General features: G+C 70.8%; 19 protein-coding genes and 1 riboswitch. Of the genes, 3 read left to right on the forward strand and 16 right to left on the reverse strand.

The genetic code is table 11. The annotated features are described in order from the left end of the window. Positions 1–503: 503 nt before the first annotated feature. Positions 504–632 (forward strand): hypothetical protein, encoded by a 129-nt coding sequence (locus LNW72_RS41200; protein ID WP_285369593.1) that lies wholly within the window; start codon positions 504–506, stop codon positions 630–632. Further along, complete coding sequence (locus LNW72_RS17065; protein WP_250976210.1) at positions 629–1804, forward strand: methyltransferase domain-containing protein; 1176 nt, start codon at positions 629–631, stop codon at positions 1802–1804. The genes LNW72_RS41200 and LNW72_RS17065 overlap by 4 nt, the downstream gene beginning before the upstream one ends. 315 nt (positions 1805–2119) lie before the next feature. Here LNW72_RS17065 and LNW72_RS17070 read toward each other — a convergent pair whose 3' ends face one another. The 13 genes from LNW72_RS17070 to LNW72_RS17130 form a co-directional block, all read right to left on the reverse strand. Beyond that, entirely contained in the window at positions 2120–3064 is a 945-nt protein-coding gene (locus tag LNW72_RS17070; RefSeq protein WP_250980189.1) for a Ppx/GppA phosphatase family protein, read from the reverse strand. 142 nt (positions 3065–3206) lie between these two features. Continuing rightward, positions 3207–3755, reverse strand: a complete 549-nt coding sequence (locus LNW72_RS17075; protein ID WP_250976211.1) for a DUF501 domain-containing protein — start codon at positions 3753–3755, stop codon at positions 3207–3209. A gap of 44 nt (positions 3756–3799) precedes the next feature. Then, entirely contained in the window at positions 3800–4303 is a 504-nt protein-coding gene (locus LNW72_RS17080; RefSeq protein ID WP_250976212.1) for a septum formation initiator family protein, read from the reverse strand. A gap of 115 nt (positions 4304–4418) precedes the next feature. Further along, positions 4419–5702, reverse strand: a complete 1284-nt coding sequence (gene eno, locus LNW72_RS17085; RefSeq protein WP_250976213.1) for a phosphopyruvate hydratase — start codon at positions 5700–5702, stop codon at positions 4419–4421. Positions 5703–6050: 348 nt separating this feature from the next. After that, positions 6051–6749, reverse strand: a complete 699-nt coding sequence (locus LNW72_RS17090) for a transglycosylase family protein (RefSeq protein ID WP_250976214.1) — start codon at positions 6747–6749, stop codon at positions 6051–6053. A gap of 4 nt (positions 6750–6753) precedes the next feature. Beyond that, positions 6754–6926, reverse strand: a riboswitch (cyclic di-AMP (ydaO/yuaA leader). 260 nt (positions 6927–7186) lie between these two features. After that, positions 7187–8179: a transglycosylase family protein gene (locus LNW72_RS17095; protein WP_250976215.1), complete on the reverse strand. Its 993-nt coding sequence runs from the start codon at positions 8177–8179 to the stop codon at positions 7187–7189. A gap of 208 nt (positions 8180–8387) precedes the next feature. Then, positions 8388–9713, reverse strand: coding sequence for a cytochrome P450 (locus LNW72_RS17100; RefSeq protein WP_250976216.1), 1326 nt, complete (start codon positions 9711–9713; stop codon positions 8388–8390). Further along, entirely contained in the window at positions 9706–10407 is a 702-nt protein-coding gene (locus tag LNW72_RS17105; RefSeq protein ID WP_250976217.1) for an endonuclease V, read from the reverse strand. The genes LNW72_RS17100 and LNW72_RS17105 overlap by 8 nt, the downstream gene beginning before the upstream one ends. 79 nt (positions 10408–10486) lie before the next feature. Then, the gene (locus LNW72_RS17110; protein ID WP_250980190.1) at positions 10487–11458 is read right to left on the reverse strand and encodes a nucleoside triphosphate pyrophosphohydrolase; all 972 of its coding nucleotides are present in this window, start codon (positions 11456–11458) and stop codon (positions 10487–10489) included. 81 nt (positions 11459–11539) lie between these two features. Beyond that, positions 11540–12169 carry a SurA N-terminal domain-containing protein gene (locus tag LNW72_RS17115; protein WP_250976218.1) on the reverse strand — a complete coding sequence of 210 codons (630 nt, stop codon included), beginning with the start codon at positions 12167–12169 and terminating at the stop codon, positions 11540–11542. A gap of 125 nt (positions 12170–12294) precedes the next feature. After that, positions 12295–13017: an HNH endonuclease family protein gene (locus LNW72_RS17120; protein WP_250976219.1), complete on the reverse strand. Its 723-nt coding sequence runs from the start codon at positions 13015–13017 to the stop codon at positions 12295–12297. Positions 13018–13085: 68 nt separating this feature from the next. Next, positions 13086–14591 carry a serine/threonine-protein kinase gene (locus LNW72_RS17125; RefSeq protein WP_250980191.1) on the reverse strand — a complete coding sequence of 502 codons (1506 nt, stop codon included), beginning with the start codon at positions 14589–14591 and terminating at the stop codon, positions 13086–13088. Between the two features lie 56 nt (positions 14592–14647). Continuing rightward, the gene (locus tag LNW72_RS17130; RefSeq protein WP_250976220.1) at positions 14648–15295 is read right to left on the reverse strand and encodes a hypothetical protein; all 648 of its coding nucleotides are present in this window, start codon (positions 15293–15295) and stop codon (positions 14648–14650) included. A 316-nt stretch (positions 15296–15611) separates the two neighbouring features. On the opposite strand from LNW72_RS17130, the gene LNW72_RS17135 reads away from it, so the two are divergent. Then, the gene (locus tag LNW72_RS17135) at positions 15612–17042 is read left to right on the forward strand and encodes a DUF2079 domain-containing protein (RefSeq protein ID WP_250976221.1); all 1431 of its coding nucleotides are present in this window, start codon (positions 15612–15614) and stop codon (positions 17040–17042) included. Here LNW72_RS17135 and LNW72_RS17140 read toward each other — a convergent pair. The 3 genes from LNW72_RS17140 to mfd all read right to left on the reverse strand — a co-directional run bounded on the left by LNW72_RS17140 (position 17023) and on the right by mfd (position 22189). Then, complete coding sequence (locus tag LNW72_RS17140; protein ID WP_250976222.1) at positions 17023–17451, reverse strand: GtrA family protein; 429 nt, start codon at positions 17449–17451, stop codon at positions 17023–17025. The genes LNW72_RS17135 and LNW72_RS17140 overlap by 20 nt on opposite strands. Continuing rightward, the gene (locus tag LNW72_RS17145; protein WP_250976223.1) at positions 17451–18464 is read right to left on the reverse strand and encodes a glycosyltransferase family 2 protein; all 1014 of its coding nucleotides are present in this window, start codon (positions 18462–18464) and stop codon (positions 17451–17453) included. Before LNW72_RS17145 ends, LNW72_RS17140 begins: the two co-directional genes overlap by 1 nt. A 164-nt stretch (positions 18465–18628) precedes the next feature. Then, positions 18629–22189, reverse strand: coding sequence for a transcription-repair coupling factor (gene mfd / locus LNW72_RS17150; protein ID WP_250976224.1), 3561 nt, complete (start codon positions 22187–22189; stop codon positions 18629–18631). Between the last annotated feature and the right edge of the window lie 104 nt (positions 22190–22293).

Below are 22293 nucleotides of genomic sequence, written 5' to 3' on the forward strand. Positions count from 1 at the left end.
GGCGGCACAGCACTGATGCGATTGGCAACGTTGGCCGGACCGCCCGCACCGCCCCCGTCCGAGGACGACAAGTGGCGGCGCGGTCGCTGCTGGCTTTGGTGCGGGCGCGCCGATACGCGCGTCGCGTGAATAGGACCGGCGACGACGCCCGGCAGCCTGTCCGCGGATATGCATGCCTGCGAATTCTGTCTGACGGTGCTCCATGACCAGATCTGGGATGAAGCCATGGCCACGGACCGCGGGGCACCAAAGAACGGCGCGGGAGTCTCCGACGTGCGTGTACCGGATCAGCTCCTACAGCCCGGGACTGGCCGCCACCGAAGATCCACCTGAGCTCCCGCTCCGGTCGTGAGCGCCCAAGCCGATGGGCCTTACGCTCCCCCGCGCGACCGGAGCGGGCCCCGACCCCCACACAGCGGCTACTCGGCCGCGCCTGGGTGATTGATGCACGGCGGCGCGGGGATAGTCCCCTCGCTGGCACGGCAAGCAGAAGAGAGAAGCACATGAAGCCCTGGTACCTGATGGCCGACGGCGGACAGGACGACGGCGACAGCGGCAACAAGCACGGTGGAGGCGGCTCCGACGAGGGCGGCAACACCTCTGACGGCTCCGGACCGGCGGACGGCAAGTGACCGAGCACAACGTGAGGGAGGCCGGCCCGGGAGGGCTGGCCTCCGTGCTCTTAGCGAACGGCTCGCTGACCACCGATTGGCTGCCTACCTTCGAGGCCGTGCCGCGCGAGCTGTTCGTACCCGACACCCTGTGGCCCGGCCGCGAGAGCGGAGTCGGCCAGGGCGAGCACATCAGCCGCCTGAACGACCCGGAAGCCTGGCGGACGGCCGTGTACTCGGATATCCCGCTGACCACCCAATGGGATGACGGCAAGCACACCGGCACCGGGCGGGGCACCACGCCGACATCGTCCAACTCCCGCCCCAAACTGGTGTTCGCCATGCTTGCCGCCCTGGACGTCGAGCCAGGACACAAGGTGCTGGAGATCGGAACTGGCACAGGGTGGAATGCCGCCCTCCTCGCGCACCGCGTCGGGGCCGAGAACGTGGTCACCGTCGAGGTCGACACGGTCAACGCGGCCGAGGCGGCGGCCCGCCTTGAGCGGGCCGGCGTTCGCCCGCTGAGCGTGGTGGGCGACGGCGCGCTCGGATTCCCACAGGAAGCTCCCTACGACCGGATCATGGCTACGTGCTCCATCGGGTCCGTGCCATACGCCTGGGTCACCCAGGCGCGCCCAGGCGGGGTGATCCTGGCTCCGTGGGGCCCGGCCTACGGCGGAGAGGCAATCACCCGATTGGTCGTCTCTGGCGATGGCACGGCCTCGGGACAGTTCGTCATGTCGTCCGCGTTCATGCGCCTGCGAGACCAGCGGACGAGACGACCTCCCCGGGAGACGTACCTCAAGGGTGCGGACTGGCCCGCGGGAGGAGACCGCCGGCTAACGGAACTCTCGCCCGATGACATGGGCGATTGGGTTCACATGTTCACCATCGGCATCCAGTCACCTGGGATGTTCTGCCGGCCGGAATGGTTCGAGAACGACGCATACCGACTGTGGCTCTTCGACGTCGACGCGCTCTCATGGGCAACCGCGGACTTCGAGAAAGGCCGTTCGACATACGTGGTGGTGCAGTCCGGGCCACGGCGCCTGTGGGACGAAGTGGAATCCGCCATGGCTTGGTGGAACGCACATGACCGACCGGGCTTCGAACGCTTCGGGCTCACCGTGACCCCGGACGGCCAGCACGTGTGGCTCGACAACCCCGGCACACCGGTGCCCAAAAACGGCTAGACGTTCGGCCACAACAGTGCCCCCGATTGGGATCCCTCCCGGTCGGGGGCGCCGTGCTGCTATCGCGTCAGCCCCCGGACCAAAAATCGAACTAGAATCGAACAATGGAAAGAGGACAGCAGGCCAAGCGGCAGGGTGTCGGGCCATTGGCAGTCGTCCGGCTGCCCGACGGTCAAGCAGTGCAGGCAGTGGTTCTGCGCCGGATCCGGGATTTCGACGGATCTAAGGGCTCCCCCACAACAGCAGCGGCCCCGATACCACCGCTAAGGCGGTACCGGGGCCGCTCCGCGCCCGTCGTAGACGCGTTACCGCAGGTCAGGCTCTGTCTGGTTCTTCTGCCAGTTTGTAGGCGATGCCGTCGAGGATGTCGTGCTCGCTCACGACGACCTCCCGGGCCCCGGTCCGCTCCATGATCTGGAGCAGGACGAGCGCTCCCGCGCCGATGACGTCGACCCGTCCCGGGTGCATCACGGGGATGGCCGCGCGCTCGGCGTGGGTGGCCGCGAGGAGCCGGCCGGTGATCTCCCTGACCTGGTCCAGGGAGATCACCGAATGGTGGATCGCGGCCGAGTCGTACTCCGTCAGTCCCAGCGCGACGGCGGCGATCGTGGTGACGGAGCCGGCCAGTCCGACGAGGGTGCGGGCCTGCTCCAGCGGGACGGATGCGGCCACCTCGTCCAGCGCGGCGTTGATGTCGGCCTTGATGGCGGTGATCCGGCCGAGCGTCGGCGGATCGATGATCGTGCCGTCGTCGGCGGTCAGGTGCCGTTCGGTCATCCGCACACAGCCGATGTCGACGGAGCGGGCCGCGAGCACGGTGTCGTCGCCGACCACGAACTCGGTCGAGCCGCCGCCGATGTCCACCACGAGGTAGGGCTTCGCGTGGCCTTCGTGACCGGTCAGTTCCCTGGTGGCGCCGGTGAAGGAGAACTCGGCCTCCTGGTCACCGGTGATCACCTCGGGCTCGACGCCCAGGATGTCCACCACACCGCGGACGAAGTCCGCGCGGTTCTCGGCGTCGCGGGAGGCGGACGTCGCAACGAAGCGCAGCCGCTCCGCCCCGAGCTCCTTGATGGCGGCGGCGTACTCGCGGCAGGCCGCGAAGGTCCGCTCCAGCGCCTCGGGCGCCAGCCGTCCGGTGCGGTCCACGCCCTGCCCGAGCCGGACGATCGTCATCCGCCGGTCGAGGTCCTTGAGCTCGCCCGTGACGGGGTCGGCGTCGGCGACGAGCAGCCGGATGGAGTTGGTACCGCAGTCGATGGCCGCGACGCGGGACCCCTTTTGCTGTTCCCTCGCCTCCGGGCGCTCAGACCCGGTGTCGACGTTCCTCGACGCTGCGTTCCCTCGTTCCTCGGTCACTTGGTCTCGTCTCTTTCGACACCGGCGCGCCCTTTGGCTCGCTTCACTTCTGCACCTCGTCGGTGGTCGTGGTGGCGCAGCCGCCGCTGACGCAGGGGCCCTTGCGCCACCAGTCGGGCAGCATCGCGATGGCCTCGTCGCCCAGCGGGTTGACCCCGGGGCCGGCGGCGAGCGAGTGACCGACCAGGACGTGCAGGCACTTCACCCGGTCGGGCATGCCGCCCGCGCTCGGGAAGCCCTCCAGCACCTCGATGGCGTCCCGGCGGGTGATGTAGTCGTCGTGCGCGGCCCGGTAGGCGGCGGCCAGCTCCGGGTCCTCGGCGAGCCGGGCCGTCATCTCCTTCATGACGCCGTCGGCCTCCAGCGTCCCGATGGCGGACGCGGCGCGCGGGCACGTCAGGTAGTACAGCGTCGGGAACGGCGTACCGTCCTCCAGCCGCGGCTGGGTCTCGACCACGTCCGGCTGTCCGCACGGGCAGCGGTGGGCGATGGCCCGCAGGCCGCGCGGCGGGCGGCCCAGCTGCTCCTTGAACGCGGCGATGTCGGCCTCGGTCGGCGTGGTGCGGGGGGTGGGAGCGGGGTGATCTGTCATGAGCCGTTCTCGATCGTGGAAGGCCGGCGGCGGGCGGTGCCCGGCTATCGCCGGGGGGACCCGGCGGCGTCGGCGTGGTCGACGCTGTCCCAGAAATTGTCGTACCAGGGGCGGTGCGCGGCGGCCTCGTCCGAGGGCCGGCGGCCGGCGGGGTCGCCGTCGGGGGCGGCGCTCGGGGTCGGGCTCACCACCGTATAACCGGTCTCACCGGGCAGCATGAAGTGCAGCCGCTTGCGGGCCTGGGTCTTCACGTACTCGTTGTCCTGCCAGCGGGCCTTCTCCTCGCGCAGCTGCTCGACGCGCTGCTTGGCCTGCTGGGCCTCCTTGCGCTGGTCGGCGATGTCCGAGCGCTGGGCGATGTACTGCCGCATCGGGTAGGCGAGGGCGACGATCAGCGCGCAGAGCACGAGCGCCAGCAGCGCGGCCCGCCCGGTGAGCTTGCTGCGGCGGGGGGCGGGGCGCCTGGTCGCCGCGCGGTAGACGCGGGCCTGCGCCTCCTGGCCGATCGCCTTCAGCCGCGCCGCGGTGGAGAACCGATCCGCCCCCACGCCGTCTCCCCTCGTCCGCACGTACCTACGTCCCCGGCCACGGTACGGGACCGGGCGCGGGGACGTAGGTCAGACGTGCGGGCGGTGCCGCCGATCAGCCCTCGGGCCGGCCGGGTCAGCCCTTGAAGCGGGGGAACGCGGAACGGCCGGCGTAGACCGCCGCGTCGTCCAGGATCTCCTCGATGCGCAGGAGCTGGTTGTACTTGGCGACGCGCTCGGAGCGGGCCGGGGCGCCGGTCTTGATCTGGCCGCAGTTGGTGGCGACGGCGAGGTCGGCGATGGTGACGTCCTCGGTCTCACCGGAACGGTGCGACATCATGCACTTGAAGCCGTTGCGCTGGGCCAGCTCGACCGCGTCGAGGGTCTCGGTGAGCGAGCCGATCTGGTTGACCTTGACGAGCAGCGCGTTGGCCGAGCCCTCGTCGATACCGCGCTGCAGGCGCTCCGGGTTGGTGACGAAGAGGTCGTCGCCGACGATCTGGACCTTGTCGCCGAGCTTGGCGGTGAGAGCCTTCCAGCCCTCCCAGTCCTCCTCGTTCAGCGGGTCCTCGATGGAGACCAGCGGGTACGCGGCGACCAGCTCGGCGTAGTAGTCGGAGAGCTCGCCGGCGGAGATCTTCTTGCCCTCGAAGTCGTACGAACCGTCCTCGTTGTGGAACTCGGAGGCGGCGACGTCGAGCGCGAGCGCGATGTCCTGGCCCGGCTGGTAGCCGGCCTTCTTGATGGCCTCGACGATGAGGTCGAGCGCCTCACGGTTGGAGTCGAGGTTCGGCGCGAAGCCGCCCTCGTCGCCCAGACCGGTGGACAGCCCGCGCTCCTTCAGCACGCCCTTGAGCGTGTGGTAGACCTCGGCGCCCCAGCGCAGGGCCTCGGAGAAGGACTCGGCACCGATCGGCGCGATCATGAACTCCTGGATGTCCACGTTCGAGTCGGCGTGCGACCCGCCGTTCAGGATGTTCATCATCGGGACCGGCAGCACGTGCGCGTTCGGGCCGCCGAGGTAGCGGAAGAGCGGCAGGTCGGACGCTTCGGAGGCGGCGTGCGCGACGGCGAGCGAGACGCCGAGGATGGCGTTGGCGCCGAGCGAGGACTTGTCCGGGGTGGCGTCCAGGTCGAACATCGCCTGGTCGATCAGCCGCTGCTCGGTGGCGTCGTAGCCGACGAGCTCCGGGCCGATCTGCTCGATGACGGCGAGAACGGCCTTCTCGACGCCCTTGCCCATGTAGCGGGTCTTGTCACCGTCGCGGAGCTCCAGGGCCTCGAAGGCTCCGGTCGAGGCACCGGACGGCACGGCCGCACGGCCGGTGCTGCCGTCGTCGAGGCCGACCTCGACCTCGACGGTGGGGTTGCCTCGTGAGTCGAGGATTTCCCGGGCTACGACGACGTCGATGGACGGCACGAGTGTCTCCTTCAGGCTGTGTACAGCTGATGCGTGTCTCTCTGCTCTTGCGACACGAGCCTAACCGCCCGGGGAGGGTAGACCCGTCGATCGGCCGACCCCTGAGACGAAAAAGGGCCCAAAGGCTGACAACAGGTGACCAACGGCGCCTTACGCCGCGTGCCGGACGCCAAAACCCCGGCCCGGCACGCTCGGGGGGAGTGCGTGCCTGGCCGGGGAGTCCTGGGGTTCGACGGGATCCGGCGTGATTCAGAAGGATCCAGCAGGATCCCGTCGGGGTTCAGCGGAGGAGAGCCGGCGGGGCGGCGGCCCGGGCGACCAGGCCGGCCGCGCCCGCGGCTATCGGTCTCAGCTGAGGTGCAGCTGCTGGCCCGGGTAGATCAGGTCGGCGTCGCTGACGATGCTCTTGTTGAGCTCGAACAGCTTCTCCCAGCCGCCGGCGACGTGGTGCGCCTGGGCGATCCCGGAAAGGCTGTCACCGGTGACGACCTTGTACTCGCCGTTGCCCTGCTGGACCGGCGCGGCCTTCTTGGTCTCGGCCGGCTTGGCGGCGGGCTTGGTCTTCTTGACCGGGGCGCGGTTCTCGGACTTGCCGCGGCTGGCGGTGTCCGAGGTGTCGCGCGAGGTGGTGCTCTTCGACGGGGTGCTCTTCGTCGCGGAACCGGTGTTCACGTCGGCGGCCGGGCCACCGGCGGTCAGGTTGCCGGCGCCGGCGCAGGCCCAGGCACCCGGGCCCTGCAGGGCGAGCAGCTTCTCGGCTACCGCAATCTGCTGGTCCTTGGTGGCGAGGTCGGCGCGGGAGGCGTACGCGGTGCCGCCGGCGGCTTCCCAGCTGGACTGGGAGAACTGCAGGCCGCCGTAGTAGCCGTTACCGGTGTTGATCGACCAGTTGCCGCCGGACTCGCACTGGGCGACAGCGTCCCAGGTGGCGACCGAAGCGGCGGAGGCGCCGGTGGCACCCATCAGCGGAACGGCGATCGCGGCGGTGGTGACACCGGCAATCGCGGCAATTCGGGTGAACTTGGACGGGCGACGGTGCTTAGCCATGGTTGTTCATCCTCACCGACGCCTACGAGGTCAGCTGTCGGGTTCGGGCGTGAGTTGCCCGGCTGCGCGGCTTTCGCCGTGCTGCTTCACCCCAAGCCGGTCCGTCCCCCACGAGTTCGGGTCCGGGCCGGCGGAAGACCTTGGGTCCCCCGCTCCTGCCTACGGCGCTTTCGCGTCGACTGTTCCCGTCGGTCGGCGGCAGGACTCGGCGATCCTGACCGGCGGGGCCCGCTGTGGCGAGCAGTACGACGTTAAACACACGATCCCGGCGAGGACAAACATCCCGGGGTCGTACAGCAACTCCCCCATCCGGCTGAACGGACCCACAGAACCGCAGGTCGGAAGGGAGAAAGGCGGCGCGGTGCGAGCGGGCCGGCACGGCCGCCACGGAGACCCTTGTCACAAGGTCCGGGGTGCCGGGATCGTGTTGAGCGGTCTCAGAAGCTCAAGTCCAGGTGCTGCCCAGGGAGAATCAGGTCGGGATTGTCCCCAACAATCTGGTCATTTGCCCCATAAAGCGCCTTCCATCCGCCCTGCAGATGATGGTCGGCGGCGATGTCGCAGAGGTTGTCGCCCGGCACGACGACGTAGTCGCCGTCGGCCGCCACATCGCCCTGCCCGGTGTTCTGATCACCGTTCAGACCGTCGGCGGCACCCGCGGCCCGGTCGGCGTCGCGCGAGGCGCGGTCGGTGCTCTGCCCGTCGGTGGAGTCCGGCGATCCGGGCTTGGCGTGCTTGCCCTGGCTCTTGCCCGCGGCGCCCGGCGTGGTGTCCGCCAGTTCCGGGGAGGTGCTCGGGGCGGTCGGCGTGGTGGCCGGCGTGGTGGCGTCCGAAGGGTCGGTCGTCGGGTCGGCCGCCGGGTCGGTCGTCGGAGTGCCGGTGGGCGTCGACGGAGACGTCGGCGTCGTGGAGACCGGAGGCGTCGTCGGCGTCGCGGGTGTCGTGGGCGTCGTCGGCGTCGTCGGCGTCGTCGGCGTCGTGGTGGGCGCCGTCGGCTTCGTGGTGACCAACGGCGGCAGGATCGAGCCCGGGTCGATCTTCGGCGGCGCTTCGCCGGTCACGAGCCCCGCGGGTCCCGAGCAACCGGGCCAGGCGTCGGGCCCGAGTTCCTTCAGCAGCGTTTCGGCCACGGCTATCTGCTGCGAGCGGCTCGCCAGGTCGGGGCGCTCGGCGTAGACCGTGCCGCCGTACTGCTCCCAGGTGTCCTCGGTGATCGACAGACCCCCGTAGAAGCCGTTGCCGTGGTTGGCGCTCCACATGCCGCCGCTCTCACACACCGCCACCTTGTCCCAGACCGTGGCGTCGGCCGCCTGCGCGGCGCCTGCACCGAGCAGCGGGAGTGCGATCCCCGCTCCGGTCGCCGCGACCACCACGATGGCGGTCGGGGCCTGGCGCGGTCGGCGGTGTCTGCCGTTCCCGGACTTCAGCATGCGGTCACCCTTCTCCAAAAACATTGACTACGGCCCTGCGTCATATTCGAGAAGCCTGCGATGACCGCAGAACGTAGCGGTGTTGACCATCGCATCACAAGTCGGTGTAGCGGGCATCACGCTGAGGTCACGGTCGATTTCAGCCCGTACCTCGTGTACAGGACATTTTTGACGTTCCATCAGGGTTTAGCGGTGTGAAAGGCTGGACTCAGGGCGTCGATTCGGGGATTCCGCTTTCGCCGGATCCGCCGGCGCCGGCTTCCGGGGTGAAGCCCACCGGCAGCGTCCGCAGCCCGCGCATGATGAGCCCGCCGCGCCACCGCAGATCGTCCGGCTCGGCCGCCAGCCGCAGGTCCGGGAGCCGGGTCAGCAGCGTCGCGAGCGCGGACTGCGCCTCCAGGCGGGCCAGCGGGGCGCCCAGGCAGTAGTGGATGCCGTGCCCGTAGCCGACGTGCTGGTTGTCGCGGCGCGCCAGGTCCAGCGTGTCGGGCCCGTCGAACCGGTCGGGGTCGCGGTCGGCCGCCGCCAGCACCACCAGCACCGGTTGGCCCTCCCCGATCCGCTGCCCGCCGATCGTCAGCGACTCGGTCGCGAACCGCCAGGTCGCCAGCTCGACCGGCCCGTCGTACCGCAGCAGTTCCTCCACCGCGGTCTCCAGGAGGTCCGTCTCACCGCGGGCGATCGACGCCTGGAGCTGGGCGCGCTGTTCGGGATGGCGGAGCAGCGTGTAGACCCCGTTGCCGATCAGGTTGACGGTGGTTTCGAAACCGGCGAAAAGAAGGATGAAAGCCATCGCGGCGGCCTCGTTCTCCGACAGGTGCTCACCGTGGTCGCTGGCCTTGATGAGCCCGGAGATCAGATCGTCGCCGGGGTCCGCGCGCTTGCGGTGGATCAGCTCCAGCAGATACGCCCGCATCTTCTTCACCGACCGGGCGACGCCGCCGCGCGGGCCGCCGCCGTGGCGGATCATCATGCCCGCCCAGTCCCGGAAGTCGTCCTGGTCCTCGGGCGGAACGCCCAGCAGGTCGCAGATCGTGTAGATGGGGAGCGGGAACGCGAACTCGTGGATGAGGTCCGCCTCCGACTTCACCGCGCCCGCCTCGTCCGTCTGCAGGCCGTCGATGAGCCGGTCGGTCAGCTCCTGCACCCGCGGTGCGAACTCCGCGATCCGGCGCGGGGTGAACGCCTTGGAGACGAGCCGCCGCAGCCGGGTGTGGTCCGGCGGATCGATGTTCAGCAGGTGCGTCATCAGATCCGCGCCGCGCTCGCCGGGGATGCCCACCTTGTTCTTGGCGTTGGCGCCCTCGCTGTGATGGCCGCGGTTCTTGCTGAGCCGCGCGTCCGCCAGCGCCTGCCGCGCGTCCGCGTACCGCGTCACCAGCCAGGCGTCGACGCCACTGGGGAGGGTGGTCCTGTGCACCGGCGAGTGCTCGCGCAGCCAGGCGTACGCCGGGTACGGATCGGCGGCGAACTCCCAGGTGAAGAGGGTGGGGGCGGGCGGGGCGGCGGGGGTGGCGGCAGTCTCGTCAGGCACCCCCTGACGCTAGCGCGTCCCGGCAGAGCCGGTCGGCGAGCCGGGTCGTCTGCGGCAGCCGGTACTCCGGCGCCAGCGCGAGGACGTGCCGGCACGCGGTGTCCAGGTCGATGCGGTGCCCTGTCGACACATAGACCGGTTTGACGCCGCGTTGGGTGCGCAGCACCCGGCCCACGGTCTCCCCGCCGTCGTCGAGCGGTGCGGACGCCCCGCGTTCCGGGCCCAGCGCGGCCGGGTCGTAGCTCCCGGTGAACGGTGTCTTCGCGACCCCGGCCGTCGGAATGCCGGTGATCACCCCGAGATGGCAGGCGAGGCCGAACCGCCGGGGGTGTGCGAGCCCGTGGCCGTCGCAGACCAGCAGATCCGGGACGGTGCTCAGCTTGCGCAACGCCTCGACCAGGGTGGGCAGCTCGCGGAACGCGAACAGCCCCGGGATGTAGGGGAACGAGGTCTCGGCGACGGCGGTCGCCTGCTCCACCGGGGCGAGCGTCCGCGCGTCCAGTACGACGACGGCCGCGGCCAACCGGTCGCCCGTGCCGTTGCCGTCGCCCGCGTACGCGACGTCCAGCCCGGCGACGAAGCGCGGCTCGCGCGGCCCCGGCCCGCGGTGGTCCGCCCGCGCCCGCAGCCGGTCCTGGATCTCCAGCGCCTGCGCCTCACCGGCGGGCCATTCGTGCGGCACATCAATCTGCATGGCAGAACGCTACGTTGCGGCCCGGACGACGGTCGCCCCGGTTTCCGCGCGCCCGGTCATCCCCTGCCGCTCCGGCCGGCTATTCGGCCGCGCGCAGGGTGTCGCGGTAGCGGCGGGCGGCGTCCCGCAGCGCGGATTCCGGGTCGAGCCCGGCGGCGGTAGCCGCGGAGGCCAGCGCCAGCAGCAGATCGCCGAGCGCCGTCCGGTCCGACGGCACCTCGACGCCGGCGGCGTCCGGCACCGGCAGCCCGGCCCGCCGGGCCCGGCCGCTGAGCTGCGCGGCCAGCGCGAGCGCCGGCTGCCCGACGGGCACCCCGTCCGTCACCGAGTCGCGCTGCTTCTCCACGGCCTTGAGCCGGACCCAGTTCGCCTGGACGGCCTCGGGGGTCTCGGCGACCTCGTCCCCGAAGATGTGCGGGTGCCGGTGGATCAACTTGTCGACGATCGTGCCGGCGACATCGTCGACCGAGAACGGCTCCTCCGCGTCCTCCTCGGCGATCCGGGAGTGGAAGACGACCTGCAGCAGAACGTCCCCGAGCTCCTCGCGCAGCGACTCCCGGTCGCCCTCCTCGATCGCCTCGACCAGCTCGTACATCTCCTCGATGCCGTACTTGGCGAGGTCCGTGTGGGTCTGCTCGCGGGTCCACGGGCACTCCGCGCGGATCCGGTCCATGACCTGCACGAGATCGAGCAGCCGCGCGCCCGGCAGGTCGTAGGAGCCGGGCAGCAGCTCCAGATCCGGCATCGCCACCCGCCCCGACCCGCCGAGGCGGGCCAGTTCGTCGGTGACCGCGGGGTCGTTGTCGGCGGCCGGCAGATAGACGACGGTCCGCTCACCAGCGGTCGCGTCCACCAGCTCCCGCCCGGTCGGCGCCGCGTGCACGACGCGCACGCCCGCCTCCCGCAGATACGGAAGCTGGGGATGCCCGGGGTCCGCGCAGATGACCTGGTCGGCACCGCGCAGCAGTTCCCACGCGGGCCACGACAGCAGACCGGGCGCCACCCGGTGACTGGTGGTGAGCAGTACGAGGCGGCCTGGCGCGGGGGTCATCGAGTCGTCCACCGCACGAACCTACCGCGCGCCCCGCACCCCGGTCCGGGCGGCCGGGACCCGCCGGCCGCCCCGAGGGCGCTATGCGCCCTGGACGGGAGCCTCCGCCACCGGGACGAGCCAGGGCTCCTTGGTGTCGCCCAGCTGGCCCGTCCGCGCGTCCCAGGTGCCGTAGCGGGGGTTCACGTCGATCTTCATGGTCTTGGCGGTCTTGGCGATGAGCTGGGACAGGGCCGTGTTCCCGCCGTCGCTGCCGGGCTCGAGCCGGAGGCCGACAATGATCTTCGCCGCCTCGACCTGGAGCCGGCTGAAGGCGTCGGCGCCGGACGGAGCGACGCCGAAGGTCTGCAGAAACCCGTCCGCTCCTCCGTACCGGCTCTCCAGTGCCTTCCGCATCTGCTCGGTCTCGGAGCGGGTGACCGTGATCCCCGCGTCCTTGGCGATCCGGTCCAGCACACGGGTCGCCACCAACCTGCTCAGCGTCATCTGGGACAGCTTGCTGGTTCCCTCGAGGAGAGCGGCTGACTGCGGCGATTTCTCCTGCGCGGTGCGGACGGCGTTGACCTGCGACTGGAGGTCCGAGACGGAGATCGTCTCGTTCTCCACCACTGCGGCGGCCCCCGCGTGCGGGGTGCCGCACGCGCTGATCACAGGGGTCATCGCCACGAGTGCGGCGGCGGCGAGCGAGACGGCGGTGCGTCGGCGGACCATGGTGCCTCCCGGCATGGGATCGAGCGGCGGTGCTTCGACCTTGCGAAGATCGAGGATATGGAGCGGACGGCTTCGATATCCAGCACTCCGCCGAACTGGGCCGTGTCTGCCCGATCCCGAAGGGGTCAGCTGGTGGGCAGCTTCTCGTTCGGGCAGGTGTTCAGCTGCTTGCGCATCGCGTCCTTCTCGGCCGCCGTGACCCACACCCCGTACTTCTTCTTCACCGCCACCTGCCGCGCCACGTACGCGCACCGGTACCCCTTGTTCGGCGGCAGCCATGTCGCGGTGTCCCCGTCGCCCTTGGACCGGTTGGCGGACGCGTCGGCGGCGATCAGGTTCATCGGGTCGTTGGCGAACTGCACCCGCTTGTCGGTCGTCCACTGCCCGGCGCCCTTCTGCCAGGCGTCGGAGAGCGCGACCGCGTGGTCGATGTCGATCGTGCTCTTGCCCCGGGTGTAGGTGAGCTGCTGCCCGGTGTACGGGTCGTCCAACTTCCCCGAGGTGACGACGCAGTCGCCGCCCTTCTCCGCGCGGAACGTTTCTGCGGTGAGGTCGCGCTTCAGTATGTCGTCGCGCGTCCCGCAGCCGTTGTGGTCGGTGTCGACCCAGGACTTGCCGAACTTCTCCCGGGTGTAACCGGTCTTCGGTGCCCGCCCCTTGACGGTCAGGGAGTCGACGGCGGCCAGCGCGCTGCCGCCGGGAGCCGACTTGCCCGGTCCGCTGCCGCTGCCGTTGCCGTTCCCGGCACCGCCCGCGGTGTCGGCCTTGCAGCCCGCCGCGCCGAGCAGTCCGGCGACCGCCAGCCCGCAAAGGAGTATGTGTGGTGCCCGTGCCCCGCGTTTGACCATGCTCGCACCTTATGGCGTTGACAGCCCGGCGTCCGGAGCGGCCCGGCCGGACCACCCATCTGCTCGCCTCATGCCCGCACTTGGCCCAGCCATGCCAGGGTGCGGCGCAACTCGACGCAGAACGGGTGGTGCGGTCCGTGCACGCGGTCGGCGTCGTAGAGGAGCCGGGCGAGCACCTCGCGGGCGGTGGCGCGGTCGCCGACGGAGAGCAGCAGGTTGCCGATCCGGCGGCGGATCTCCAGCGGGACGACCGGGTCGGTGGCCGCGTACTGCTCGAAGTACGGCAGGAGCGTGCGGTATTCGCCGAGTGCGGCGCCGGCCTCGCCGAGCTGTTCGAGGCACTGCGCCGCCTCGTAGCGGAACTGCAGGACCTGGCGGTCGGCCGGACCGCTCTGGGTGGCGAACTCGTCCGCCAGCCGGCGCAGTTCGGGGAACGCCCGGCGGAACTGGCCGTCCTCCATGAGCGTGGCGGCGTACTGCTTGCGCAGCATCCGCACGATCGGCGAGTGCTCGCCGTGCTTCGCGGCGGCGGCGGGCAGCACGCCGCCGAGGATGTCGACGGCCTGGGTGATGCGGCCCGCGTCGAGCAGCCGTCTGACCTCGTCGACCGCGGCGGCGATGTCCGGGCCCGCCGGCGGCGTCGGCGGGAGGGTGGTGGAGGGCGGCGTCGACGGCATGGCCGGCACCTGGACCCCTTCCTGGCCGGTGCCGGGCCGGTCGGGCCAGGGGGCGTGCGGGCGCAGGAACGGGCGGGTGGGATCCATCGGCCCCGGCGGGCGCTGCGCGTGCGCGGTCCCGGCGGACGGGAGCAGCGACGCGAGCTCGCCGTAGACGCGCTGGGCGTCGGCGGGCCGGTGCTGCGGGTCCTTGGCGAGCAGCCGCAGGACGAGGGACTCCAGCGCCGCGGGCACCTCCGCCCGCAGCTGGCGCAGCGCGACCGGCGCCTCGTAGAGATGGCGGTGCAGGACGCCGAGCGCGGTGGAGCCGTGGAACGGGACGTTGCCGCTGAGCAGTTCGTGCAGCACCACCCCGAGCGCGTACAGGTCGGTGCGCGGTCCGACGGCGCCGCCCATCGCCTGCTCCGGCGCCATGTACGCGGGGCTGCCGATCGGTGTGCCGGTGTGGGTGAGGCGGGTGGTGTCGGTGTCCATGACGGACGCGACGCCGAGGTCGAGCACGACGACGGTGCCGTCCGGGCGCACCATCACATTGCTCGGCTTCAGGTCGCGGTGCACGATCGGCACCGCGTGCACGGCGGAGAGCGCCGCGCACAACTGGGCGGCGACCGCCACCGCCCCGGGCCACGGGTAGGGGTCGTGCTCGGCGAGGTGGTCCGCCAGGTCCTGGCCCTCGACGTGCTGCATGACGAGGTACAGCTCGTCGCCGTCGGTGCCCGCGTCATGGACGGTGACCAGGCCGGGGTGGTCGACCTGGGCGGTGACCCGGCACTCGCGGTCGAAGCGCTGGCGCAGCTCGGCGACGTTCTCGCCGCCCGCGACCTTGTCGGGGCGCAGCAGCTTCACCGCGACCCGGCGGTCCAGGCGGCGGTCGTACGCCGTCCAGACCTGGCCCATGCCGCCCTGGCCGAGGACGGTGGCCAGCTCGTACCGCCCCGCGACGAGCCGGCCGTTCACCGGCCTTCTTCCTTGCGGAGGTAGTCACTCAGCTCGTCCAGCTCGGCGCGGACCCGGTCGATGCGCGGCGCGGCCGGGCCGGCCGGGCCCGGGGTCGGCGTCGCGGCCGGGTCCGGGGCCACCGGAGCGGTGGGCGCCGGGGTGGAGGTGGGGGTGTCGCGGTACGGGTTGTAGTCGGCGCGCGGGGTGGGCAGCTGCGTCTGCTGCACCTGCGGCTGCACCTGCTGGCGCTGCGCCTGCGCGGCGCCGTAGGGGAACTGCTGCTGGCCGTACGCGCGGGACGCCGTCTGCGCGTCCACCGCCCGGAAGTGCCGGATGTCGGAGACCAGGTAGTACACCACCACCGCGATGGCCTGGATCACCAGGATGGAGACCACCGCGTTGTCCCGCGGGCTGTTGCTGTTGCCGCTGTCGCCGCTGTCGCCCCCGTTGCCGAGGAGCGCCAGCAGCACGACGGTCAGGACGAAGCTGGCGCCGCAGAGCACCCAGTCCACGGCGTTGCGCCGGCGCAGCAGGGCGACGCGCAGCAGCGGCGCCCAGGCGAGCATTCCGCACGACAGCACCGCGAGCAGCACGAACAGGACTCGCAGCCCGGTCCGAGTGCCGTCAGTCGGCTGGGGCGGCACGATGCCTGGGCCGTTCATGGCTGCTCCTGAACAAAAGTCTCGGCTGGAAGAGCGAGCGTATCGGCAGGGGCGGACGCACGGTCCGGCGATGCCACAACAATTCGGACCGGACCACACCCCGTCCGAACACCGCGCATCCCCGCCACCGCAGGCCGACCGCCGGCCGACCGTCTGGCCACTGTCACCAAGAGCGACGCATACTGCGATACGAGTGGTTGCGGTGACCGGAGAACGGCCGGCCGAACCACACCCCCGCGCCACTCACGTATCTTTTCGTGGCGGGCGTGCACCGGCCGAGGGTGCCGCGCGTCTTCCCGTGCGAAAGGAACGCAGCATGGACATGGCTACCGCGGCCATCCCCGCCCAGCACGGGAGCAGCGCCGCCGCCGGCACCCGCGTGCAGCGCCTCTTCCGCCCCGAACTCGACCCGTACTGGCTGGCCGGCGCGCTCTTCGTCGCGTACGCCACCCTGTCGGTGTGCCGGTTCCGGCGGATGGCGACGATGTCCTGGGACCTCGGGATCTTCGAGCAGGCGATCAAGTCCTACGCGCACTTCCAGGCGCCGGTCGCCGATCTGAAGGGCCCCGGGACCAACATCCTCGGCGATCACTTCAGCCCCATCACCGCCCTCGTCGCCCCCTTCTACCGGGTCTTCCCCTCCCCGGTCACCCTCCTCGTGGTGCAGGCCGCCCTCTTCGCGCTCTCCGTCGTCCCGGTCACCCGGGTCGGTGCGCACTTCCTCGGCCGCGGCCGCGGGCTGGCCGTCGGTGTCGCCTACGGCCTGTCGTGGGGGGTGCAGCGGGCCGTCGAGTTCGACTTCCACGAGATCGCCTTCGCCATGCCGATGCTCGCCTTCTCCCTGGAGGCCGTGCTGCGCAAGCGGTGGAAGACCGCCATGTGGTGGGCGCTGCCGCTGATCCTCGTCAAGGAGGACATGGGGGCGACCGTCGCCGCCATCGGTGTCGTCGTGCTGTTGCGGACCCGGCGCGAGGATCCGCGGACCGCGTCGTACGCGATCTGGCTCATCGGCTTCGGTCTCGCCTTCGCCGCCATCGCCTTCGGCGTCCTCATCCCCGCCTTCAACAACAGCGGCGGCTACGACTACTGGAACAAGCTCGGCGGCAGCGGCGCGCCCGTCGCCGGCACCATTCCGCCGGACACCGCGCTGCGCACCCTGTTGTGGATCCTGCTGCCGACCAGCGGGCTGCTCGCGCTGCGCTCCCCGCTGCTGATCGCCGCCCTGCCCACCATCGGCTGGCGCTTCATCTCCCACGACGACCACTACTGGGGCCTGGACTGGCACTACAGCGCCGTGCTGATGCCCGTCGTCTTCCTCGCCCTCGTCGACGCCGTCAACGAGTCGCGCAACAGCCCGCGGGGCTGGCTGCGCTCCTACGCCTCGCAGTTGCCGGCCGCCGCGGCGGCCGCGGCCCTGGCGCTGAGCACCACCCTCCCGCTGGCGGATCTCACGCACACCGCCACGTACCATCCCGGCGCGCACGTCAAGGCCGTCGAGAAGCTGCTGCGGCAGATCCCGGACGGTGCGAGCGTCGAGGCCAACGTCGGACCGATCAGCAGGCTCGTCAACCGCTGCACCGTCTACTGGATCGGCGGGGCCAAGAACGTGGTGCCCGACTACATCGCGATCGACAACGGGGACGGCTGGGTCCCCGACCCGGTCGAGTACGCCCACCAGCTCCATCCGTCGGCGGCCTACACCGAGATCGCCAACAGCGAGGGCTACGTCATCCTGCGTCGCGGGTAGCCGGGGTGAGGGCCGGCTCCTGGACGGGGGCCGGCTGCTCGCGGGTCAGCAGGATCCGCCGGGAGAGCAGGAACGTCACGGGGATCGCGGCGGCCGCCGCGATCAGCGGGGCGGGCTTCTCCCCCACCCCGCACCACTCCACCAGGACGTACATGCCGACCGAGGTGACGGTGAAGTTCGTCAGGTTGGTCAGCGGGAAGAACAGGAACTTCCGCCACGTCGGGCGGGTCCGGTAGGTGAAGTACGTGTTGAGGAAGAACGAGCCGATCATGCTCAGCACGAACGCCACGACATACGCCGGGTAGTAGGGCATCCAGCGGTGCAGGAGCAGATAGCAGCCGTAGAAGGTGCCGGTGTTCACCACACCCACCAGGCCGAAGCGCACCACCTGGAGGAGACGTACGGGCATCAGCGCCGGCCCTCCGAAGCGGGCGCCGGCCGCTCCGTCAGCAGAGCCGCACCGGTGGCGGGTGCGCTGTCCGGGCCACCGAAGGTGGAGGGCGGCACGTTGGTCTCCTTCACGAGGAAGTGCGGCCGCCGCTTGGACTCGTAGTAGATACGGCCGATGTACTCGCCCATCAGCCCCAGCATCATCATCTGCAGCCCGCCGAGCCCGACGATGGCGACGATCAGTGTCACATAGCCGGGCGCGGTCACCCCGCCGACCACCGCGGCCACCGTGACCCAGGCGGCGTACAGCCCGGCCAGGCCCGCCAGCGCGAGGCCGAGGTGGATGCCCATCCGCAGCGGACGGTTGTTGAAGGAGATCAGGCCGTCGATCCCGTAGTTGAGCAACGCCCCGAACCGCCACTTGGTCTCGCCCGCGGCGCGGGCGGCGTTGCGGTAGTCGAAGGTGACGGTGTCGAAGCCGATCCAGGAGAACAGCCCCTTGGAGAAGCGGTTGTACTCCGGCATCGACAGCAGCGCGTCGACGGCGCGGCGGGAGAGCAGCCGGAAGTCGCCGACCCCGTCGGTCAGTTCGACGTCGACCCACTTGTTGACCATCCGGTAGTACAGCCGGCTCACCGTGCTGCGGACGAACTTGTCGCCCTCCCTGGTGCGGCGCGCTATCACCTGGTCGTGGCCGCGGCTGAACAGCTCCAGCATCCGCACGATCAGCTCCGGCGGGTGCTGCAGGTCGGCGTCCATCAGCACGACGGCGTCGCCGGTGGCCTCACGGAGCCCCGCGAGCATGCCGGCCTCCTTGCCGAAGTTCCGGCTGAACGAGACGTACCGGGTGCTGCCCACATGCTTCTCGGCCAGGCCCCGCAGGCGTTCCAGCGTTGCGTCCGAGCTGCCGTCGTCCACGTAGCAGAGCTCGTATTCGACGGGGAGGAGGTCGAGAGTCTCCCGGATCTTCGCGTCGAAAAGCTCTACACCGGATTCCTCGTTGTAACAGGGAACGACAACGGACAGGCGCATGGATTCACTTTCCGTGGGATACACGGAAATGCTGCCCGCGATACACGACCCCCGCGCGGCCGCCGCGCAAGGGCCACATGACGGCGATCTGAACGCCACATGACTCACGGCGCGGCGGCGCCGGTTGTGTGTCGGTGACCCCTCGGATACCCGTCGGTCAGGTCTCAGTTGTCGAGAATCGTGGTCAGGAACTCCGACGTCCAGAGCAGGAGTTCCCGTCCGATGACCGGCGTTCCGCCGATCTTGGCGGTGGTCGGGCGCGGTACGAGGACCTGACGGGCCGCGTTCTTCATGACCGTGCGCGGGTAGAGCCGGTTGAGCCGCAGTTCCTGCGACTCGCGCAGCTCGACCGGGCCGAACCGGACGTTGCTGCCCGCCAGGGTGATGTCGCTGACCCCGACCTTGCGGGCGAGCAGCCGCAGCCCGGCCACCAGCAGCAGGTTCTCCACCGGCTCCGGCAGCTTGCCGTACCGGTCGGTCAGCTCCTCGCGGACCGCGGTGATGTCCTCGTGGCTGTTGGCGGCGGCGATGGCGCGGTATGCCTGCAGGCGCAGCCGCTCCCCCGGCGCGTAGTCGTGCGGGACATGCGCGTCCACCGGCAGTTCGATCTTGACGTCGAGCAGCGTCTCGTCGGGCTCGCCGCCGTCCTCCAGGGCCGAGCGGTAGTCCGCGACCGCCTCGCCGACCATCCGGATGTAGAGGTCGAAGCCGACGCCCGCGATGTGCCCGGACTGCTCGCCGCCGAGCAGGTTGCCCGCGCCGCGGATCTCCAGGTCCTTCATCGCGACGTACATGCCCGCGCCCATCTCGGTGTGCTGCGCGATGGTCGCCAGCCGCTCGTGCGCGGTCTCGGTGAGCGGCTTCTCCGGCGGGTAGAGGAAGTAGGCGTAGCCGCGCTCGCGCGACCGGCCGACGCGGCCGCGCAGCTGGTGCAGCTGCGAGAGACCGAAGTTGTCGCCGCGTTCCACGATGAGGGTGTTCGCGTTGGAGATGTCGATGCCGGACTCCACGATCGTCGTGGAGACCAGCACGTCGAAGCGCTTCTCCCAGAAGTCGACGACGACCTGCTCCAGCGCACTCTCGCCCATCTGCCCGTGCGCGGTGGCGATCCGCGCCTCCGGCACGATCTCGCGCAGCCGCGCCGCCGCCCGGTCGATCGACTCGACCCGGTTGTGGATGTAGAAGACCTGGCCCTCGCGCAGCAGTTCACGCCGGACCGCGGCGCCGATCTGCTTCTCCTCGTACGGTCCGACGAAGGTCAGCACCGGGTGCCGCTCCTCCGGCGGGGTGGTGATCGTCGACATCTCGCGGATGCCGGTGACCGCCATCTCCAGGGTGCGGGGAATGGGGGTGGCGGACATCGTCAGCACGTCCACGTTGGCCCGCAGCTTCTTCAGCTGCTCCTTGTGCTCGACGCCGAACCGCTGCTCCTCGTCGACGATGACCAGGCCCAGGTCCTTGAACTTGGTCTCGGACGAGAAGAGCCGGTGGGTGCCGATGACGACGTCGACCGTGCCGTCCCGCAGCCCCTCCAGGACGGCCTTGGCCTCGCTGTCGGACTGGAAGCGCGACAGTGCCTTCACCGTCACGGGGAACTGGGCGTACCGCTCGGAGAAGGTCGTGAAGTGCTGCTGCACCAGCAGCGTGGTGGGGACCAGCACCGCGACCTGCTTGCTGTCCTGGACCGCCTTGAAGGCGGCGCGGACCGCGATCTCGGTCTTGCCGTAGCCGACGTCGCCGCAGATCAGCCGGTCCATCGGGACCGACTTCTCCATGTCCTCCTTGACCTCGGCGATGGTGGTCAGCTGGTCGGGCGTCTCCACGTACGGGAAGGCGTCCTCCAGCTCGCGCTGCCAGGGGGTGTCGGGCCCGAAGGTGTAGCCGGGGGCCGCCATCCGCGCCGAGTAGAGCTTGATGAGGTCGGCGGCGATCTCCTTGACCGCCTTCTTCGCGCGCGCCTTGGTCTTCGTCCAGTCGGCGCCGCCGAGCCGGTGCAGCGTCGGGGCCTCGCCGCCGACGTACTTGGTGATCTGCTCCAGCTGGTCGGTCGGCACGAAGAGCCGGTCGCCGGGCTGCCCCTTCTTCGCGGGCGCGTATTCGACCAGCAGGTACTCGCGGGTGGCGCCCTGGACGGTGCGCTGCACCATCTCGACGTAGCGGCCCACGCCGTGCTGCTCGTGCACGATGTAGTCGCCGGGCTGCAGGGTCAGCGGGTCGATGGTCTTGCGGCGCCGCGACGGCATCCGCCCCATGTCCTTGGTGGAGGACTTCTGCCCGGTGAGGTCGGACTCGGTGAGCACCGCCAGCTTGAGCGCCGCGTCGATGAAGCCGTGCTCGATCGAACCGGTCGAGACATGGACGACGGACGGCTCCAGATCGGCCAGGTCCATGTCCAGGCGGGCGGCGATGCCCTCGCCGCCCAGCACCTCGACGATGCGGGCGGCCGGGCCGTGGCCCTCGGTGACGTAGACCGTGCGCCAGCCGTCGGCCAGCCAGCCCTTGGTGTCGGCGAGCGCGCGGGCGGTGTCCCCCCGGTACAGCTCGGGCGCGCGCATGCCCAGCTGCAGGGTGTCCTCGTCGGTGTCCGTGCCCTCCGCGGCGCTGTGCTTACCCTCGCCAGCGGCGAACTGGCTGATCGACCACCAGGGCGTGCCCAGCTGCCGGGCGTGGTCGCGTACGTCGGCGATCGACCACAGCGAGGCCGCGCCCAGGTCGACCGGCGCCACCCCGCCACCGGCGGAGGCCGCCCAGGACGCCTCCAGGAACTCCTGCGACGTGGCGACCAGGTCGGAGGCGCGGGTCCTGACCCGCTCCGGGTCGCAGACGACCGTCATGCTGCCGGCCGGCAGCACGTCCAGCAGCAGCTCCATGTCGTCCACCAGGACCGGAGCCAGCGATTCCATGCCCTCGACGGCGATGCCCTCGGCGATCTTGTCGAGCAGTTCGTTCAGCTCGGGGTGCTGGATCGCCAGCTCGGCCGCGCGCGCCCGCACCTCGTCGGTGAGCAGCAGCTCCCGGCACGGCGGCGCCCACAGGCCGTGTTCGGCGATCTCCAGCGACCGCTGGTCGGCGACCTTGAAGTACCGGATCTCCTCGACGTCGTCGCCCCAGAACTCCACCCGCAGCGGGTGCTCCTCGGTCGGCGGGAAGACATCGAGGATCCCGCCGCGCACCGCGAACTCGCCGCGCTTCTCCACCAGCTCCACCCGGGCGTACGCGGCGGCCGCCAGGCCGTCCACGACCTCGCCGAGATCCGCGCTCTGCCCGCTGCGCAGCGACACCGGCTCCAGCTCGCCCAGCCCCTTGACCTGCGGCTGCAGCACGGAACGGATCGGCGCGACGACGATCTTCACCGGACCGGCCGTCGGGTCGTCGGCCCGCGGGTGCGCCAGCCTGCGCAGCACGGCGAGCCGCCGGCCGACGGTGTCGGAGCGCGGCGACAGCCGCTCGTGCGGCAGCGTCTCCCACGCCGGGTACTCCACGACGGAGTCCGGCGGCAGCAGCGAGCGCAGCGCCGCCACCAGGTCCTCGCACTCCCGGCCGGTGGCCGTCACCGCCAGGACCGTACGGCCGGTGCGGGCGGCCAGGGTCGCCAGTACCAGCGGCCGGGCGGCGGCCGGGCCCACCAGGTCGACGTACGGGCGATTGCCGTCGGTACCGGCCTTGACCGCTTCGGCGAGGGCCGGATCGTTCACGACGACGTCGAGCAGACCGTTCAGACTCATGAAGGGGTTTCCGTCCCAGGGCTGGACAACGCGAACGACCCGACACGTCAAACGGGCCGGGGTTCATCAAGCGTACGACTCCCCACTGACACTCGCCGCCCGCT

The sequence above is a fragment of the Streptomyces sp. RKAG293 genome (assembly GCF_023701745.1).
Lineage (GTDB): Bacteria > Actinomycetota > Actinomycetes > Streptomycetales > Streptomycetaceae > Actinacidiphila.